Genomic DNA, 18,306 nt, shown 5'->3' with positions numbered 1-18,306 from the left:
AAGATATATTTTAGCCCGCGCTAGCTTTTAGATAGGGATTGCTGAAATTGCGCAATGGTCACCAGCGCCAACTCTATTTTTTTAACTAATGGCGCTAGGGCTTGTTTGGCCGCATCATCATCCAGTTCCTTTAGCGATTGCCAGTCATTTGCAATCTCTTGAACATATGGACCAAAGCGTTTTGCTGATGTGCTAAACCCACTGTCATCTGCGAAAACGGCTGCAAACTTCCCTTTTTGATCGCGCTGTAAACTATCTAGTATTTGGTCGGCATCAACAGCTTTGCGGTGCAGCGTTTGAAGTGTTTCTTGAAGTTGTTGATGGACAGCTTGCATCTCTTGGCTCTGTTGCATGGTCACGCCTTTTGTTTCTAATGTAATCCGGTGCACGCGTTAGCCGCACACTTAATGTTCATATATATTGCGCAGCTATCATTTATGCTACGCCGAATGTATCACGGTAAATAATGATTAAAGTTTCGCCTTTCAAGGCCGATAACCTGAAGTCAGTTGTAAATTACGAAGTCTGCGGGTAATTGAGCCGCTTGCTATTAATGTAATGGACAACACGCCGTAAGGGTGGGCAATTCTGCCCATTTTTTTACTTTGCTACAAGCAACAAAGGAAAATGGTATGGATCTACAAGGTACTAGTGCCTCTGGAACGTCCGGTGCGTCACTTGAGTTGGCCTCTCTTAAGTTGGCAAAAAGCCAGCAAGAGCAAGAGGGAAAAGCGTCGCTTCAGCTGCTGGAATCAGCCGCTGACGTACCAAAAACGTCATCTTCAAACCCCGCATTAGGCGCCAACATTGATACCTACGCGTAAGTTACGGGTGCAAATGTAAGTCGATAGGCGTTTTGCCGGGTTGACCGCCAATTTCTCTCACCAGTTTTGGCACCAAGAAGCCCGGCAGACGCTTTATCGCTTCTTCCATAATCTGGCGACCTTCATCATCACTCACATAAAAATGACTCGCACCCTGCACTTTATCTAACACGTGCAAGTAATAGGGCAGTACTCCAGCCTCAAATAGCGTTTCACTTAAATCACTTATGGCATCGCCGGAATCGTTTACGCCTTTTAGCAATACCGACTGATTGAGCAGGGTCACACCTCTCTCTCGTACTGTGTTTAATCGGGATTTTAGCGTTTCTGACATCTCATTCGCGTGGTTTGCATGCAGCACTAATACTTTTTGAAGCGGCAATGCGGTAAACCATTCAACAAAGTCATGGCTAATTCGTTCTGGTAGCACTACCGGCAGACGGCTATGAATACGCAGGCGTTTTATATGGGGAATGGCGGCAATTTCGTTGGCTAACCACGACAAATGTTCATCTTTCGCCATCAGTGGGTCGCCACCTGAAAAAATCACCTCATTAATTTTGTTATTACTGCGAAGGTATTCAAGCACATCAAGCCATTGGTGCTTACTTACCGCATTGTCGGCGTAAGGAAAATGGCGGCGAAAACAGTAACGGCAGTTTACTGCACAGCCAGTGCGAACCATTAACAACACGCGAGAATCGTATTTATGCAGTATGCCTTTGCCTGCGGTGTCGTGCTCGTCTAACGGATCTTCGCTATAACCGGGTGATGTTAGGAATTCATCGCTAAGCGGCATGACTTGCAAAAACAGCGGGTCGTTAGGGTTTCCCTTTTCCATCAGATCCACAAAATGTCGTGGAACACGCATAGGAAAAAGACGACGTGCTTTAATGTGTTGTGCGTATTTTTCTCGGTCTAAACCTAAGTGTTGCAAGAGCTTTGCAGGATCGGTAAAGCTACTTGCTAATTCTTTTTGCCAGTTATGCTCTACAGAAATCGGTTTTTTAGGTATTATTTGTTCCACGAAACTTTTTGTACCTTATGTTTAGACAGAGGAATTATGGCTAATTACAGCACTAACGAGTTCAAAGGCGGCCTGAAAATCATGCTGGACGGCGAACCTTGCAACATCCTAGAAAACGAATACGTAAAGCCGGGTAAGGGCCAAGCGTTTAACCGCGTAAAAATCCGCAAGCTTATTTCAGGTAAAGTTTTAGAGAAAACTTTCCGCTCAGGTGAATCAGTAGAAGGCGCAGACGTAATGGATACGGAACTTGCCTACTTGTACACCGACGGCGAATTCTACCACTTTATGAACAACGATACATTCGAACAAATCGCTGCAGACGAAAAAGCAGTGGGTGAGAATAAAAAGTGGCTGGTAGAAAACGACGTTTGCACCATTACACTGTGGAATGGTTCACCTATCACAGTAACGCCACCAAACTTCGTTGAGCTTGAAATCACTGAAACTGATCCTGGCCTTAAAGGTGATACAGCAGGCACTGGCGGTAAGCCAGCAACGCTTAGCACGGGTGCAGTTGTCCGCGTTCCTCTATTCGTTCAAACAGGCGAAGTTATCCGTGTAGATACGCGCTCTGGCGAATACGTGTCTCGCGCACAAAAATAGTATCTGAGACATTCTGTATACGTGTAAAGCCGGTGCCTTAGTGTACCGGTTTTTTGTTTTAGCTATTCTTTTTAGGTTTGAATACATGCAATCTTGGCAGCCTACTACCACTTATGAAGCCCGTGTTGCGCGAGCAGAGTTACTCAGAACAATCCGTGAGTTTTTTTACGCAAGAAACGTGTTAGAGGTCGATACGCCTTTACTTTCAAACGGTACGGTTACCGATGAGCATTTAGATGCGTTTGATACACAATTCAATTTTGCCTCATCCGGTAAGCCAACTACGCTGTATCTTCAAACTTCCCCTGAATATGCCATGAAGCGGTTACTGTGCGCTGACAGCGGTAGTATTTATCAAGTGTGTAAAGCGTTTCGCCATGAAGGTGAAGGGCGCTGGCATAACCCTGAGTTTACCATGCTAGAGTGGTACCGCTTAGGTTTTGATCATTTTGCGCTAATGGACGAGGTTGACGCCTTGCTGCAAGAAACTCTTAACACCGCTTCGGCCGAGAAGGTGACGTATCAGCAAGCCTTTCAAACCTATTTAAAAATTGACCCATTAAGTGCTGATAACGACGTTTTGCTAAAGGCAATGGAAGAGCAGAACATAGATATTCACGCGCCGCAAAGCTTAAGCTATGACAGCAAATTACAACTGTTATTCAGCTTTGTAATCGAACCTAAAATCGGTAACGAAAAACCGTGCTTCATCTACGATTTCCCTGCTTCTCAGGCGGCGCTTGCCAAACTGAGCCCAGTTGATGAACGGGTTGCCGAGCGCTTTGAGGTGTATTACAAAGGCGCTGAACTTGCTAACGGTTTCCATGAGTTAAGTGCGGCAAAAGAGCAGCGTGAGCGTTTTGAAACTGATAACGAGAAACGCAAAGAAACGGGTTTACCTGCAAAGCCCATTGATGAAAACTTTCTAAGCGCGCTTGATGCCGGATTGCCATCGTGTTCAGGTGTGGCGCTGGGCATCGATCGTCTGCTTATGCTTAAAACCGATGCAAAACACATACAAGAAGTGATCAACTTTACGGTAAACAGAGCTTAAAGCCTTTTTATTACTAATGGGTTAGAAAAGCGCTGACTTTGCACTTAAATAGTCACAAAACATTAAATAACGTTAGATAACTGGTAAGTTACGTTGACCTGCTGTTGACATGAGCAAGTCAATGCTGAAAAATGTTATAACATCACTAAATAATGTTATAACATCCTCAGAGGAATACCCATGAAAATGCGTTCACTGCTAAGTTTGTCCATAGCAGGGCTGTTAAGTGCGCCTGTGTATGCCACAACGGTAACAGGAAAAGTCACTGACACGGCAGGCCAGCCTGTTACAGGGGCTGAAGTAAAGATTGAAGGCAGCCGCCGTGTAGCATACACCGATGCAAATGGTGTTTACCGTTTTGACGATGTAAAGCAGCCACATATTCATTTACATGTTTATTCTTCAAACTACATTCATGGTGATAACGACTTAGGCGACGTAAATACGGATCAAAATGTAGACTTCGTTTTAAAGCCTGCATCCGTCGAAAATATCGTGGTTACCGCCAATGCGCTTCAATCATCAGTACTGGAATCTGTTACGCCAGTGACCGTCATTGGTGCTGAAAAATTACGTAAAATAGAAGCACCAACCTTAGGGGAAACCCTAAAAAACGCGCCTGGTGTGCACAGCACTTATTTTGGCCCGGTTTCAAGCAGCCCAGTTATTCGCGGTAACGACGGCCCGCGTGTCAAGATTGTTCAAAACGGTTTGGATGTATCTGATGTATCTCGAGTAGGTCCAGATCACAATGTCGCCACCACACTCTCAAGTGCAACGCAGGTGGAAGTACTTCGCGGTCCTGCGACGCTTCAATACGGCAGTGGCGCTATTGGTGGTGTGGTTAACGTGGTTGACAAACGTATTCCTCAGTATCAGTTAGACGGCGTAGAAGGCGAAGCTGAAACTAGCTACAGCACAGTGAATAACGGCTCGTATACCCGTGCAGATGTAACGGGTGGCAGTGGCAATATTGTATGGCATGTCGACGGGTTTTATCGCGATACAGACAACGCGGATATTCCGGGCTTTGCGTCTATCGAACCCGATGAAGATGAACCAAACGGTGTCCTAGAAAGCAGCGCAATGGAGACGCGTAACGTCGTTGCAGGTTTATCTTACGTGGCCGAAGAAGGCTACTTCGGTTTTGCGGTTGAACAACTCGACAATAAATATGGCGTACCTGGCCATAGTCATGCTCATGGTGAGGAAGAGCACGACGAAGAGCATGAGGGCGAAGACCACGACCTTGAAGAACATGATCATGAAGAACACGCTGAAGAAGGCGTGTTACTTGATGTAGATATGACTCGCTATCAAGCAGCCGGTGAATGGCACTCTCCAGTACGTGGACTTACAAACCTTAAGTTTGCCGCAGCCTACACCGATTACGAACATGCTGAAATTGAAGATGGTGAACCAGGCACTGTATTCACAAATGAATCGAGCGACATTCGCCTGTCTGCTTATCACGAAGAAGTGAACGGCTGGCACGGCGTATTCGGGCTACAGTTTAATCATAGCGATTACAATGCCGTAGGCGAAGAAGCCTTTACCCCCGCTAATACTACATCGAGCTACGCACTTTATGTTATAGAACAAAAGAAAGTAGGTGATGTAACCTTTGAGCTTGGTGGCCGACTAGAGCGAACGACTTTGGATGCTGACGCAAGCGAAGTAGAACTTGACGTTTTACATGAAGAACATGATGAGCATGAAGGTGAGGAGCACGAGGGCGAAGAGCACGATGAAGAGCATGAGGGTGAAGAACATGAAGAGCACGCTGTTGCTTTCAACTTCCCTGATTATGACTTCACTAGCCTGTCGCTTTCAGCGGGCGCTAACTGGGAATACCAGGAAGGCCACTCTATTGCAGTGACTTTATCACGCAGCGAACGCGCGCCTAGCCAGCAAGAACTCTTTTCTGCAGGCCAGCACTTAGCAACCCAAAGCTACGAAGTAGGTCTAGTATTTGATATGGACGAGGAAGGCCATATTGAAGAAGACTTAAGAAGTGTTAACGAGGAAGTTAGCACCAACTTGGATATTACTTTCCGTAAGTTTACTGGAAGCTGGGGCTACAGTGCGTCGTTCTTCTACAATCAAGCAGATGACTATATCTTCCAAACAAGCACAGGCTTAATTGCGCTCAGCGAGCACGAAGAACACGATGAGCACGAAGAGGAAGGATTAGAAAGCGAGCACGAAGAACATGGACATGATGAACACGGCGATGAAGAAGGCTTGCCTATCTATTACTTCCAACAAGCTGACGCTGACATTTGGGGCTTCGAAGCAGAAACTTACGTTGATTTATCAGACACGCTACGCTTAACCGTATTTGGTGACTATATCCGCGCAGAAATAGAAGACGACAACCTTCCCCGCACGCCGCCTATGCGCTTTGGTAGTGAATTAAGCTACGTGAACGATGGTTTAAGTGCTGACGTGGGCTTTACGTGGTACGACGACCAAAATGAAGTTGCGTCATTTGAGACTGCAACCGACGGTTACACCTTGGTTAACGCAAGCGTGCAATATGAATTTGGCACACAGGGCATTGACTGGGTAGTGTTTGCGCGCGGTGAAAACCTAACTGACGAGGAAGCCCGTGTTCATACATCTTTCTTAAAAGACCAAGCACCGCTTCCAGGTAGAAACTTTACTATGGGTGTGAGAGCGTTGTTTTAATTAAACAACTCCACTGCGGTATACAAGGCGATGTATTGGGGCTCTCAGTACATCGCCTTTTTTTATACTAGGGGAAAGTGGTCAGTACGATTTTTTCCAGTTGAATAAACTGCAAAGATAAACATGCTTAAGATGGTAAACGTCGAGCGGTTGTGAAGTAGAGGTGAAAATGAATGAAATAGCGAATTGGTTAAGTACGCAAACCGAAAAACACATGGTGTTAGGTTATGGAAGCTTACTTAGCAAAGACAGCCGAGAGCGCTACTCCAACATTTTTACACCAGGGATCCCTGTGACGGTTTCTGGCTTCGAAAGGGCATGGGTGACGCGAAGTCTTCATGAAAAGCAGACTTACGTTGGCGCCGTGGCCAATGCGCATAGCAAATTAAACGCCCAGCTTATCCCAACACAAATTAACCCTGCCTTACAGGAGAGAGAAAAAGACTATCGGTTTGTCGAAGTAAGCGCTAAAGCACTCAACTTTCATCAACACAAGGGTTCTGCGTCTCTAGACGATGTGCTTGCACAATTTACCTTTTGGATTTGCGAAACACTCGATTGTACACAGGCAAATGACGCCTATCCCGTACATCAAACGTACGTAGATACATGCTTGAGTGGATGCTTAGAGCACGGTGGTATAGAGGAAGCCGAGCGATTTATCGTCCATACATCGTTGTGGGAGCACCCAAGAGTAAACGACAGAGCGAACCCGAAGTACCCCCGCGCGGCAGTGGTCAATCCAGACCACTTTGAGCACATAGACAGGCTTCTAGCAAAGAAATAGTGTTTGCCTTAGGTCTTACTTCTAGTTATACGTTCAAATGTAGAGGTACAAAAGCGAGTACTACATGCGCGTCATAAAAACTTTGCTAAAAGGATTAGTGTGAACACAAACACCGCTATTTTTACAAACGATAAAATAACGCTACGGCCGCTTACTTTTGATGATAAACACTGGGTTCTTGCGCTGCAGCAGGACCCGCTATGGCTTAGATACATTGGAAGTAAAAATGTCCATACAGCAGACGATGCGTGTGACTACATTGGCAAAACAAATGCGCAGCGCGAAGAGTGGGGGTATGGCCTGCTGGCTGTCGAATTAACCGAAACCAAACAACCTTTAGGGGTTTGTGGTCTCTTCAATCGCTTTGCATTTGAATGTCCAGATTTAGGCTTTGCCATGCTGCCTGAAGCAAGAGGCAAGGGTATATGTTATGAGGCATGTCAGTGTGTTATAGCGTGGTCTGCGTCTAAGGACTATCGTTTTTTAACAGCCATGACGCACCCAGAAAATATGGCGTCGCAGAAGCTTTTACAGCGCTTAGGGTTTAACAAGCAGGGCTTTTACTTCGACAAAACGTTCCCAAAACAGCATTTGTTCAGGTTGGAACTACGATAACTTATAAAAAGAAGCGCTAGTTCAGAAATACTTATTAATTTTATTATACTTTTGTCTAATTTGGTGCATCGCTTCGCTATGGTGCCTATCTAAACGATCTTCCTCTTATATTCGTGTTGTTAGAACGTTAAAAGATGTTTTTTCTTGAGTATCTTAACGTGCTGGATACGTAATCTATCTCTGTGAGATGGCATTTCGTCCAATCTTTATCTCTTTCCCATCGTCTTGGTATAGCTATTGAAAATGCTCTTAAGTTATCACCGCATAAGGAAGTGCGCAGAACAATAATAGGGTTGCTTATCAGACTATAAAAACAGATAAAGAAGAGCACAACTATGAACACAAGACGTACACACAAAAGCTTTAAATATTCGTTGTTGGCCGGTGTAATTGGCCAAGCATTGATGTCATCACATGTGAATGCTCAACAATCGCAAACAGATCAACAAACCGAAACTGAAGAGAAAATTGTCGTAACTGGGCGGCGCGTTTCACAAACGGATATTGCGATTGGTACCGATGAAGCCACCAATACACTTGCCGTAAGCCGCGAAGAATTGCTTTCAGCTCCCTCAGGAATATCCGGCCTGAAAATGTTGGAAAGCTTACCGGGCTTCAATGTACAAACCGATGGTGCTCTGGGTCTTTATGAGTTCGGTAATTCGGTTCAAGTGAGAGCGTTTCAGCTCAGTCAGATGGGTTTTGTGCTTGATGGAATTCCTATGGGGCGTTCTGATGCATTTGGCGGTAGCCCAATCTTTCGTTATGTTGATAACGAAAATTTAGGGGCTGTAATCGCCTCTCCAGGTGCGGGCGATGTATCTGCTCCAACTTACGCGTCACTGGGGCCTATTGCACAATATAATACGGTAAGGCCTTCGGATGAAATGGGCGGAATGGTGGCCATTACCGCGGGTGACTTCGATTTACAACGTACTTTCGTGAAACTGGAAACGGGTGATATTGAAGGATTTAAGGCTTACGTTAGCCGTTCAAAAACCGATTCTGAACTATGGCGGGGCCCTGGTACAATCGACCGTGAGCACATTGAAGCTAAGGCGCTTTACGAGTTTGGCAGCAGCTATATTCAAGCTACATATGTTTCCAATGACTTTTTTGATTATGACTCGCCCTCTGCGCCAGCGTCAGTCTTTAAAGATGACTATTACTATAGTTACTTAGACACCATACCTGAAGGATGTATCGAAGCGCAGCCTGAAGTATATGACTTTAACGGTGATGGCACTATAGACGATACTGATTTTACGCCTGTATTCACAGGTTCAAACTGTACAAGCTATTACGAAGACAGAATTAATATACGCGACGACAAGCTTTATTCATTAGGCTTTGGTACTTACTTAACTGACGAAGTACAGCTTGAAGTTACAGCTTACTATGAAGATAAAAATGGCTATGGAGTTTCGCCTGATAGCTACACCAACACACTAAGTATTTATACTGATCAAGCTGCCGCAGGTCTAGATGTAGTTCACCCTAGAGGAGTCCAGTACGGCCTATCGACAGTTGGTGGTGAACGTGAAGGTCTTGTTGGAAGTGTGACCTGGTTCATGGGAGACCATAAATTAGAAGCAGGTGGTTGGATTGAAGAGGATACTTATAACCGAACACAAGCCCGCCTTAACAAAACCGGGGGGAGTGCTGATGGTGAAGTTATTTACGATGAGGTGGCGTACTATCGTCGCGACTACACTGCAGTTCGTGATACTACGCAACTCTTTATAAAAGATAACTTCAGCATGATGGATGATGACCTTCTGTTGGAGGTTGGCTTTAAGTCACTGTCTATAGATTATTCATTAGATGGCTATCGCGATTATGACGACTATGAAATTGATGGAGAGCCTGGCTATGGGCCGCAATCAGTAGACGCTGAATACACCGATAATTTCTTACCAATGGTGGGGGCTGTATATCGTCTTAACGATACTGATCAGCTTTTTGCTTCCTACGCGCAAAATTTTGCATTGCCAGCTGGAACCGACGACATCTTTGATAACGCGGTAGGCTTTGATGTGGAAGCACCGGAAGGTGAGGAAGCAGATAACTATGAACTGGGCTTTAGAACTAATCGCGAGCATTACAACGGGGCTGTTGCGCTGTTTTACACACGTTTTGATAATCGTTTAATTGCAAGTAGCGTCATCAATCCTGCTACAGGTCAGCCAGAAACCTTTTATGTGAATGCTGGTGCATCGAAAGCTTATGGTATTGAGTTTAGTGGTGTTTTTCAGCCAGAAATGTTCGATAGAAAGCTCTATTTCAATGCTAATGTTTCGTTTAAAAAAGCAGAGTTAGTGGATGGTTTTGCAGGCAATCCTGCTGGTAGTCAATTACCCGATAGCCCTGAATGGCTAATGACAGGTGGAGTAACTTATGAACCTACTGAGTGGTTGGTTGCTAACTTCTCAGCAAAGTATACAGATATCCGCTATACCGACTTCAACGAAACGTATGAGCTAGAAAGCTATCTGGTGGCGCAAGCTTACATTGATATTGGAGGCCCGAACAATTTTGGGATGCCAGAAAATGTTCGACTGCGTTTTAATGTAGATAACGTGTTTGATAAAGAAGTGATGTCTTTCGGTTTTACGGGCTCTTCGTTTGGACGACCTTTAAGCCCCCGTACATTCCAAGCAACAGTAACGGTGGATTTTTAAATGATGAGTGTTAAAAGTATGAAGTTAAGTGCGATTGCTTTCTCTTTATCCATATCTTCAATGTGTGTCTGTGCACAGTCGCCTGGTAATGAGTCTAAAACTCAAGCGTTTCATGAATCCATGGTTGTAATGGACACCCATTTAGACACGCCAGCGTTACTCGTGCAGCCGGGCTTTGACATTATGCATGCCCATACGGTGGATGGAGACTTCTCTCAGGTCGATGTGCCAAGAATGGATGCCGGAGGTCTAGATGGTGGTTTTTGGGTTATATACACATCACAAGGGCCGGTAACTGATGAAGGATTCAAGTCTGCTCGAGATACGGCGCTGCTGCGAGCGATGGCAATTCATAAGATGGTCGAAGCCAACCCTGACACTTTTGCTCTTGCTACTAACCCGGGCGATGCAAAAGCGATTACTGATGAAGGGAAGAAAATTGTCTATATCAGTATGGAAAACGCCTACCCACTAGGAGAAGACTTAAGTCTCTTAGAAACCTTCTACAAGATGGGCTTAAGAATGGTTGGGCCTGTACACTTCAAGAATAATCAATTTGGCGATAGCTCAACCGATCCCAATGGCCAACAATACGGAGGCTTGTCTCCGTTGGGAGAGAAGTTGGTAAAAAAGGCAAATGAGCTAGGGATTATTCTAGATGGTTCGCACGCTCATGATGAACTCTTAGAAGACATGATTCGATTGTCCAAAACACCAGTGATTCTTTCTCATTCTGGCACTAAGTCGGTCTATGATCATCCGCGTAATATTGACGACGAGTTGCTTAAAAAGTTAGTTGAAAGCGGCGGTGTTATTCATGTAAACGCTTATGGGTCCTACCTAACAGAGCTACCGAGCGACCCAGAACGCAAAAAAGCATATGGAGAATTGTTTAAGCAAATGGGTAATATTGCCGAGATGACTGCTGAAGAAGTCACGGCATTAAAGCTTAAGCGAAAACAAATTGATATGGAGCACCCAGCGGTTCGTGCCACCTTCGAAGATTATATGGCGCATTTCCTTCACATTCTGAAAATTGCGGGTCCTAAGCATACTGGTGTAGGTGCAGACTGGGATGGAGGCGGAGGTGTTGAGCGCATGATGGACGTTGCTGCACTGCCTCTTATAACAGAAAGGCTTTTGGCCGAAGGATATACCGAAGAAGACTTAGCGGATATTTGGGGAAACAACGTTCTACGCTTGCTTTCTCAAGCACAAGACTACGCCGAGTCTTTAAAATGAACCTTGCCTAAATCGTAAAAAGTGTCCTTATCTTTACAAGATAAGGACACTAATGTCTTTAAAGTTAACGCTAATTTTAGTTGGGGAACTTTACAACGGTGGTAACACGGTCATCTTTTTAATAATGATCGGCTCAATGGGTACGTTATTCGCGTTAAGGCGAATCGAATATTCAGTTTCTACTTCCGACATGGCATCAACAATATCTTCGCCTTCAACAATTACGCCAAAAACCGCGTAGCCCCAGTCTCTTCCGGGGTTTAAGCTGCTGTTGTCATTCACGTTGAAGAAAAATTGTCGGTTTGCGGTATGCGGGTCACCTTGCCTTGCCATTGCAATAGTGTGCAGGTCGTTAGTCAAACCGTTACCAGACTCATTGAAGATATCTGGAAAGTTCGACTTGCCGTTGAAGTCAGCGGTGTAACCGCCACCTTGCACTACAAAACCGGGCACGATGCGGTGAAAAATGGTGTCTTCGTAGGCGCGCTTATCAACATAACGAAGAAAGTTATTTACGGTAATTGGCGCACGTCTTCTGTCCAGTTCAACCACAATATCGCCCATGGTGGTTTCTATTTTCACCCGAGGGTAATAGTTATCTGGCTGAACCTGAGACCCATCGTCTTTCTTGGCCATAACAGGTGAACTGCTGCCTATTAGCATGATGGCGGTCAGCAGTGATAAAAGTATTTTCTTCATAAAAATGCCTTTAAATGTTTTCCTTAATTCGGCTTAACGTTTTGCAGTGCCTAAGATAACGAACTTTTTGTCACTCGCAAGTACCTTAGCGCCACCAAACAACTTTTTAAGTTTAATGTGATAGTCGAGGTGTCGGTTACCAACCACCACTAAGTGACCGCTTTTAATAAGTACGTCCCGGGAATCAGTGAACATTTGCCATGCAATATGGTCAGTGATTGCGTTTTGTTGATGAAACGGTGGGTTACACAGAATTTTGGTAACAGCAGGTTTATTCTCTCTATTGATTAATGTTTCAAGGCAATTACTTGCAACAAACTCACATTGATCAATTTTATCCGGGAAGTTGTTGAGCACATTGAGTCTGGCACTTTCTAACGCCATATACGACTCATCCACAAATATTACTTTGGCATCAGGGGCAAGAGAAAGGGCATTAACCCCCAGTACTCCGTTGCCGCAGCCTAAATCTACCACCACATCATTAGCGCTCACCGTCATATGTTCAAGCATAATGCGAGCGCCTATATCTAATGACTGTCGGGAAAACGTATTCGCCAGATTGTCTATAGTTAACGCCGTTCCCATCGTACTTTTACACTGCCAACGCGTCGGATAGGGCGAGTCAGATAGTTTTATTGACTCACGAGGCGAAGCGAACACAAGCCGCGATTTCTTCTTGGCAAGGGACGTGGTGGTGGGGCCAATATATCGTTCAAATAGGTTGAGTACGGATTTTGTGATGGTCTTCACTTTACCGGTTGCGATAACACGCGTGTCAGGTGTTATATATTTTTGTAAATCAATAAGCTGCTGTTCAAGAAGTGCAAGGGCGCGGGGGACCTTCAGCACAACAAGACTCGGCGCCTTTTCTGGCTTAAACGTTAAGCTTTGCACGCTAGTCAAGGTTTTCAGCGGCGCGGTTAGCAGGCCGTTTTTATTGCTCGTCTCTGCATTACCCAGTAAATGATTGGCTTTTAAATTCTCAGAGAGTGATCGCAAAGATATATAGGAGTCAGATACCCAGTAAGGTGCTAAGTGCGAAAACCAACAACCCAACGCACCGAAATCGTCGTTAAAAATCATCATTGCGTCATCATTGTCACCACTGCCAATTGAAAGCGACGCTTCACTTAATAAGCTCTCAATGTGCTCAATAACGAGTTCATCAGCGCTATCCCATGCTTGAAGGCTTATGTGCTGGTGCTTTTCAGGGTAGCGAATAAGCGAGAATTGTCGGTCGGCAAAAATAAATTCTGTATTCATTGGAGTCTGTTTTCAGAGATGGCTCAAAGCACTCACATACTTTTGGGAATGCCTATTTGGTTTATGTACGCGCTGCCTATCTTATCATATCAGCCACGCGGCTCTAACCAATAACGTGTTATTCTTATGCCGTGCAATGTTGATGGTGACAATGTAATGGTGGAAGAATCACTTTTATAGTTCGCAGAAAAATCCACATTAGCAATGCATGCGTAATTAAGGTGTAATTGGGGGAACTTCAAAGGTGTGTTTAAGCACTTTTGAGATCAAGTGCCCATAGCCAAAATTATAAATCACCGGAAATATCATAGTTACGCATGCAGTTTTCTCTTTTCGAGACCCCAGAAAACAATAGCTCATCTCATAAGCTCCCGCTGTCAGAGGGCGATGTTACCTATTTTCCTAAAGCGCTATCAAAAGAAGATGCGGATGTTTTTTTTGATCGACTGCAGACCGAGTTACCTTGGCGTCAAGATACTATTAGGTTGTTTGGCAAGCCGGTAAAAATTCCCCGCCTTCAGAGCTGGCACGGCGATGACGATTGCATCTATACCTATTCGAATTTAACCATGTCGCCAAATCCGTGGACGAACAGCCTTTTAAGTATTAAGGATTGTTGTGAAGCGTTATGTGCTCCAACCCAAAATACAAAGTTCAACAGTGTGTTAGCGAATTGGTATCGTGACGGACAAGATAGCATGAGCTTTCATTCAGACGATGAGCCTGAGTTGGGTATAAACCCGGTTATTGCATCCGTCACCTTAGGTGAAGCAAGGCCCTTTGTTTTTAAGCACAAAGAAACAAAGGAAAAGTATACACAGGTGCTTGAGCACGGCAGTGTATTAATTATGGCAGGAACAACACAAAGTCATTATGTGCACGGTATTGCGAAGACGGCTAAGCCTATCGGTGGTAGAATTAATCTTACATTCCGACATCTTATTCACAGAACAAGGTAAGCCAAATGCAAGTAAAAGCGTTTCTGGAAACTACGATTGAAGCTGCACTTAATCCGAGTTTTCTCGAGGTTGTAGATGAGAGTTTTATGCACAATGTTCCAGAAGGGGCTCAAAGTCATTTCAAAGTAACGGTAGTGAGTGATGCTTTTGAGGATAAGCGCTTAATAGCGAGACACAGAGAAATTAACGGTCTTGCGGCTGAAGCGCTGCAGGGGCCTGTTCATGCGTTGGCACTTCACACGTATACGCCTGCAGAGTGGGAAGCTCGAGGTGGGCAATCTATGGTATCGCCAAACTGCCTTGGTGGTAGCAAGCACGACCAATAACGCTCTTTTTGTACTAAATGGAAGTAGATTTATGACAAGCAGTGAAACAAAAAACAGCGGCGCGCTAGCCTCTTACTTAGACATCATTAAAACCCCCTCTATTCAGGTGTTACTACTTGGCACCGGTTTTTTGCTTATGATGTTGTTTGTCTACATGGGCGTGCTGACTACGTTTGACAATGCGTTATTCAATGTAATTAGCGAAGCAGGCAATGTATCGGGTTGGAAAGAAGACGCGCTTCGCGATATCACCGCGTTAGGCAGTAATACGGCACTTATCTTTGTCACGATTTCAGTTGCCGGAGCCTTGGCGATGGCCGGTGAAAAGAAAAACGGCACTGACTTTTTTGATTGCTGTTGCCGTGGGGATCGCAACGACCTTCTTACTCAAAGCTGGCATCGACAGGCCTCGTCCTCCGCTGCCCATGCAGGATGTAAGTGTGTATACACAAAGCTTCCCCTCTGCACATGCTACCTTATCTACGCTTGTTTATTTCTATATCGCCTATTTGTTAACGTACTTCACGCAAAACGCTTCAGTAAAAGTGTGGATCTACATGGCAGCCACCTTTCTTGTATTTTGTATTGGCTTAAGCCGCATTTTATTGGGCGTGCATTGGCCTAGCGACATTATTGCAGGGTGGTTTGCTGGTGGCAGTATGGCTGCCTTTTGCTTTTACATCATCAAGTGGAAACGCAAACTGCGTATAAAAGACGAAGGTTAAACGTGCAAGATCTCAAACGGCTAGGCGACATTATTAAGCGGGATCCTTTTCGCATGCGTTGCCTGCGCGCTTTGAGAGCGCTCGATTTACCGCAAGGGTACATTGGTGCTGGATTTGTTCGAAATGCCATTTGGGATGAGTTACACGCAAGAGCGACACCAACTCCGCTTAACGATATTGATGTGATTTACTTTAGTGGTGAAATTAATCCGCCGCAAAGTGTTTCGAGTGCCGATAATACATTGGAATCAGTACCTCAACCGCAAGCTTATTCACCAAATTCTGCAGCTGCTAAACCAGGGCTAAAAGCACAAGAACAAGCCATAGAACGTGAGCTAGCGCGTATGGTTCCTCAAGCTAATTGGCAAGTTAAAAACCAAGCGCGTATGCACGTAGCTCACGAGCACGCTCCCTATCAAAATTGCCACGACGCTATTTCTTATTGGATAGAACGAGAAACCTGTGTTGCGGTTCGTCTTTTAGCCAATGATGATTTAGACATACTCGCGCCATTTGGTTTAGAAGCAAACTTCGCAGGCACCATAAGTATTAACCCAAAATATCCAAGGCCCGAAGTTTTTAAACAGCGACTAGCTTCTAAGAATTGGCTTACTGTTTGGCCTTTGTTGACTTTAGTTTCTCCTTAAGAGCTAGAACGCGCTTAATTAAACTAGAAGTGACTCAATTGAGAGTAGCTACCTTTGAGCAGTAGTCTTTGTTGTAATATTTACTATCTTAGCGGCAATAGCCGCTATGGTCGTATTTTCGCTCATAGCTTGTTTTTGCAGTCGACGATACGCGTTATTTTCGCTTAATCCGAATTGCTCCATTACTACGAGTTTTGCTCGCCCAATCAGTTTTTGTTCCTGTATTGCACGCTTGGCCTCTTCGAGCTCCCGACCCATATCTTCTATGTGTTGGGCCTGTGAACGCAGTAAATCATAAAAAGAGCGGTGAGCAGATAAAGTCTTCGTTTGCTCGTTAAGTGATAGCGTTTTGATTTCGTCTTCTTTGGTGTCTTCCGCGAGTCCTGGCATACTTGGATCGAACAATAAGGTGAGCGGTGAGCCATCAGTAGCGTGTTCATCATTGAAGCGCGTAAGCAACTGCTGATGATTGGCCATCTCATTTTTTGCATCGGCGACTTTACTGTTAGCTTGCTGAGTAAGGGCCTCAGTGAGCGCCACTTCGATAGTCTGCATTGCATCCATTCGACGCGTTGCTACATCAAACCAAACTTCCGATATTTCTCCGGCAATCGGACTGCCGTCACCAAGCTGTGCAATCATATTTCTAAGCTGTGTAATATCGATTGCAGCAGGGCTTTTGTTCAACGCGTCTAATGCATCTTTATGCGGCTTACAGCTAAACTCACAGAATATACTGAAGTGATGTTCTTGGGCATGCTGAAGCGCGGCCAGCTTTTCACAAAGGCGAACATCGAAATGAGTTTCTGCGAAACCAATAGCGCCCCACGCCCGCTCCTGCCCAGCGTATTCTTTTGCCTGCATAAAGTTGAACAGTGCAACCAATAAGCGAGTGATTGTTGGGTCGCTTGCAATATCTGCCGCTTCAAAAATAACCGTAAGTAAACTGGCAACAAGGCGACTGTATGCTCGTGTGGATTCCAGTGGTGTCAGCAGCTGCTTGCTTACCTGTTCTCTCAGTCTGGGCAGGTAGTCCGTCGCCTGCATAGCAAGTGTAATGCTGCTCAACAACCGCGGGTTACCCGTGGTGATCTCATCTGTCAGGTAGAGCGATTTCAAGTGGCTTTTCAACATTGACTCCGCTTGCTCGCTAGCACTGACGTACTGCATTCGCTCAGCGGCATAACGCTCGCCTTTTGAAGCAAGAAAGATATTGCTGGCCCCACGCTCTTTTTGCAGTTCATGAATAAGTTCTCGAACGGCAATTACAATTCGACAATTACTAGATAGTTGCTCAAGCACGGTTATTTCGGCGTGCTTGGCCGCTAGCAAAAAGCGCTTAGTGGCGTCGCTACAAAGCGCAATGGTCTGTTCTGGTTCATGAAGCATGTTAAGGCCTGCTAATCTTCGGTACACACGTTTCGAATTTTCTATTGATGAGTGCATCTATTGGCGAAACGTTTTTTGAAACTCATTGCTCTTAGCCCCCTGCACTCAGCAGAGCAATACGTGTACCAAGCAACACTTATGCCCTGTTTATTGGAATTAATGAAGATAAGCGTTAGAGTGAACAAAAACGCTCGGAGTGCTGACATTTAGCGGCATGTGGTTCGGCTGGAATTTTTACTTGAGGTGACTTTATAAGGGGAGACGGGAAGGTTAGCGGCGTTGGGAGAGAAGAAGCTGCGCCAAAATGGTGCAGCCTCGCAAACTATGTGGTTTTGCTTTCCGGATTAGTTTCTGACTACGCGAAGAAACCAACCTACAAACAGTGAAATTAAGAAACCGAAGAAGGCAATCATTGTGGTGATAGTTAACATTTGCCCAGAAAAGTCAGCATTCTCGCCAGTGTGCTCGCTAACCAGCATTCCTGATGCTTTAAAGATGAACAATGCTGCTACAGAAAATAGTAAAATAACGGCGGTCGACATGATAGTGGCTTTCCAATAAGCCTTCGGCGACATCCAATGAATAGCGCCTGCCACTAGCACGCACAAAATAGTCAGAATATAAGGTACCACTTTAACTCCTCGTTGAATAAGACTTGTGCCTTATTGCGACGTCTTACCGTAGCCCCGTATTAGAAATCGAAGCGCATTGAACGACGCGGTTAATAAAAACCATTATACGATGCCATGTACGATGCAATTTGTCAGC

The 18,306-nt window shown here is 45.0% G+C and carries 18 protein-coding genes; 12 read left to right on the top strand and 6 right to left on the bottom strand.

What is annotated here, in order from left to right; genetic code table 11:
• Positions 1–20: 20 nt before the first annotated feature.
• Complete coding sequence (locus KUL49_RS01880) at positions 21–353, bottom strand: hypothetical protein (RefSeq protein ID WP_014975645.1); 333 nt, start codon at positions 351–353, stop codon at positions 21–23.
• A gap of 279 nt (positions 354–632) precedes the next feature.
• Here KUL49_RS01880 and KUL49_RS01875 point away from each other — a divergent pair, with 279 nt between their 5' ends.
• On the top strand, positions 633–824 hold the full coding sequence (locus tag KUL49_RS01875) for a hypothetical protein (protein WP_014948215.1): 192 nt from the start codon (positions 633–635) through the stop codon (positions 822–824).
• A 1-nt stretch (position 825) separates the two neighbouring features.
• Here KUL49_RS01875 and epmB read toward each other — a convergent pair whose 3' ends face one another.
• Positions 826–1,851: an EF-P beta-lysylation protein EpmB gene (epmB, locus tag KUL49_RS01870; protein WP_131136103.1), complete on the bottom strand. Its 1,026-nt coding sequence runs from the start codon at positions 1,849–1,851 to the stop codon at positions 826–828.
• A 36-nt stretch (positions 1,852–1,887) separates the two neighbouring features.
• Here epmB and efp point away from each other — a divergent pair, with 36 nt between their 5' ends.
• The 7 genes from efp (at position 1,888) to KUL49_RS01835 (ending at position 11,527) form a co-directional block, all read left to right on the top strand.
• Positions 1,888–2,457, top strand: a complete 570-nt coding sequence (gene efp, locus KUL49_RS01865; RefSeq protein ID WP_014975647.1) for an elongation factor P — start codon at positions 1,888–1,890, stop codon at positions 2,455–2,457.
• An 85-nt stretch (positions 2,458–2,542) separates the two neighbouring features.
• On the top strand, positions 2,543–3,511 hold the full coding sequence (epmA, locus tag KUL49_RS01860) for an elongation factor P--(R)-beta-lysine ligase (RefSeq protein ID WP_131136102.1): 969 nt from the start codon (positions 2,543–2,545) through the stop codon (positions 3,509–3,511).
• Between the two features lie 180 nt (positions 3,512–3,691).
• On the top strand, positions 3,692–6,202 hold the full coding sequence (locus KUL49_RS01855; protein ID WP_131136101.1) for a TonB-dependent receptor: 2,511 nt from the start codon (positions 3,692–3,694) through the stop codon (positions 6,200–6,202).
• Between the two features lie 169 nt (positions 6,203–6,371).
• Positions 6,372–6,989 carry a gamma-glutamylcyclotransferase gene (locus KUL49_RS01850; protein WP_131136100.1) on the top strand — a complete coding sequence of 206 codons (618 nt, stop codon included), beginning with the start codon at positions 6,372–6,374 and terminating at the stop codon, positions 6,987–6,989.
• A gap of 99 nt (positions 6,990–7,088) precedes the next feature.
• Positions 7,089–7,604 carry a GNAT family N-acetyltransferase gene (locus KUL49_RS01845; protein ID WP_131136099.1) on the top strand — a complete coding sequence of 172 codons (516 nt, stop codon included), beginning with the start codon at positions 7,089–7,091 and terminating at the stop codon, positions 7,602–7,604.
• Between the two features lie 335 nt (positions 7,605–7,939).
• Complete coding sequence (locus KUL49_RS01840) at positions 7,940–10,285, top strand: TonB-dependent receptor (protein ID WP_131136098.1); 2,346 nt, start codon at positions 7,940–7,942, stop codon at positions 10,283–10,285.
• A gap of 3 nt (positions 10,286–10,288) precedes the next feature.
• Positions 10,289–11,527, top strand: a complete 1,239-nt coding sequence (locus KUL49_RS01835; protein ID WP_131136112.1) for a dipeptidase — start codon at positions 10,289–10,291, stop codon at positions 11,525–11,527.
• A 90-nt stretch (positions 11,528–11,617) separates the two neighbouring features.
• Here the strand turns inward: KUL49_RS01835 and KUL49_RS01830 are convergent, their stop codons facing one another.
• The gene (locus KUL49_RS01830; protein ID WP_014975652.1) at positions 11,618–12,226 is read right to left on the bottom strand and encodes a peptidylprolyl isomerase; all 609 of its coding nucleotides are present in this window, start codon (positions 12,224–12,226) and stop codon (positions 11,618–11,620) included.
• 33 nt (positions 12,227–12,259) lie between these two features.
• Positions 12,260–13,492 (bottom strand): methyltransferase, encoded by a 1,233-nt coding sequence (locus tag KUL49_RS01825; RefSeq protein WP_131136097.1) that lies wholly within the window; start codon positions 13,490–13,492, stop codon positions 12,260–12,262.
• Positions 13,493–13,809: 317 nt separating this feature from the next.
• On the opposite strand from KUL49_RS01825, the gene KUL49_RS01820 reads away from it, so the two are divergent.
• From KUL49_RS01820 to KUL49_RS01805, 4 genes are all read left to right on the top strand, one after another.
• A complete protein-coding gene (locus KUL49_RS01820) occupies positions 13,810–14,451 on the top strand; it encodes an alpha-ketoglutarate-dependent dioxygenase AlkB (protein WP_131136096.1) in 642 nt (213 codons plus the stop codon).
• 5 nt (positions 14,452–14,456) lie between these two features.
• Positions 14,457–14,777 (top strand): BolA family transcriptional regulator, encoded by a 321-nt coding sequence (locus KUL49_RS01815; protein ID WP_131136095.1) that lies wholly within the window; start codon positions 14,457–14,459, stop codon positions 14,775–14,777.
• A 320-nt stretch (positions 14,778–15,097) separates the two neighbouring features.
• Positions 15,098–15,502 (top strand): phosphatase PAP2 family protein, encoded by a 405-nt coding sequence (locus tag KUL49_RS21015; protein ID WP_308805562.1) that lies wholly within the window; start codon positions 15,098–15,100, stop codon positions 15,500–15,502.
• 2 nt (positions 15,503–15,504) lie between these two features.
• Complete coding sequence (locus KUL49_RS01805; RefSeq protein WP_131136094.1) at positions 15,505–16,149, top strand: nucleotidyltransferase family protein; 645 nt, start codon at positions 15,505–15,507, stop codon at positions 16,147–16,149.
• Between the two features lie 48 nt (positions 16,150–16,197).
• Here KUL49_RS01805 and KUL49_RS01800 read toward each other — a convergent pair whose 3' ends face one another.
• A complete protein-coding gene (locus KUL49_RS01800) occupies positions 16,198–17,538 on the bottom strand; it encodes a nitrate regulatory protein (RefSeq protein ID WP_014975658.1) in 1,341 nt (446 codons plus the stop codon).
• A 344-nt stretch (positions 17,539–17,882) separates the two neighbouring features.
• Complete coding sequence (locus KUL49_RS01795; protein WP_014948232.1) at positions 17,883–18,170, bottom strand: hypothetical protein; 288 nt, start codon at positions 18,168–18,170, stop codon at positions 17,883–17,885.
• Between the last annotated feature and the right edge of the window lie 136 nt (positions 18,171–18,306).

This window comes from Alteromonas sp. KUL17, assembly GCF_006538305.1.
Taxonomy (GTDB): domain Bacteria; phylum Pseudomonadota; class Gammaproteobacteria; order Enterobacterales; family Alteromonadaceae; genus Alteromonas; species Alteromonas macleodii.
This window is presented reverse-complemented; position numbering and strand designations above follow the sequence as displayed.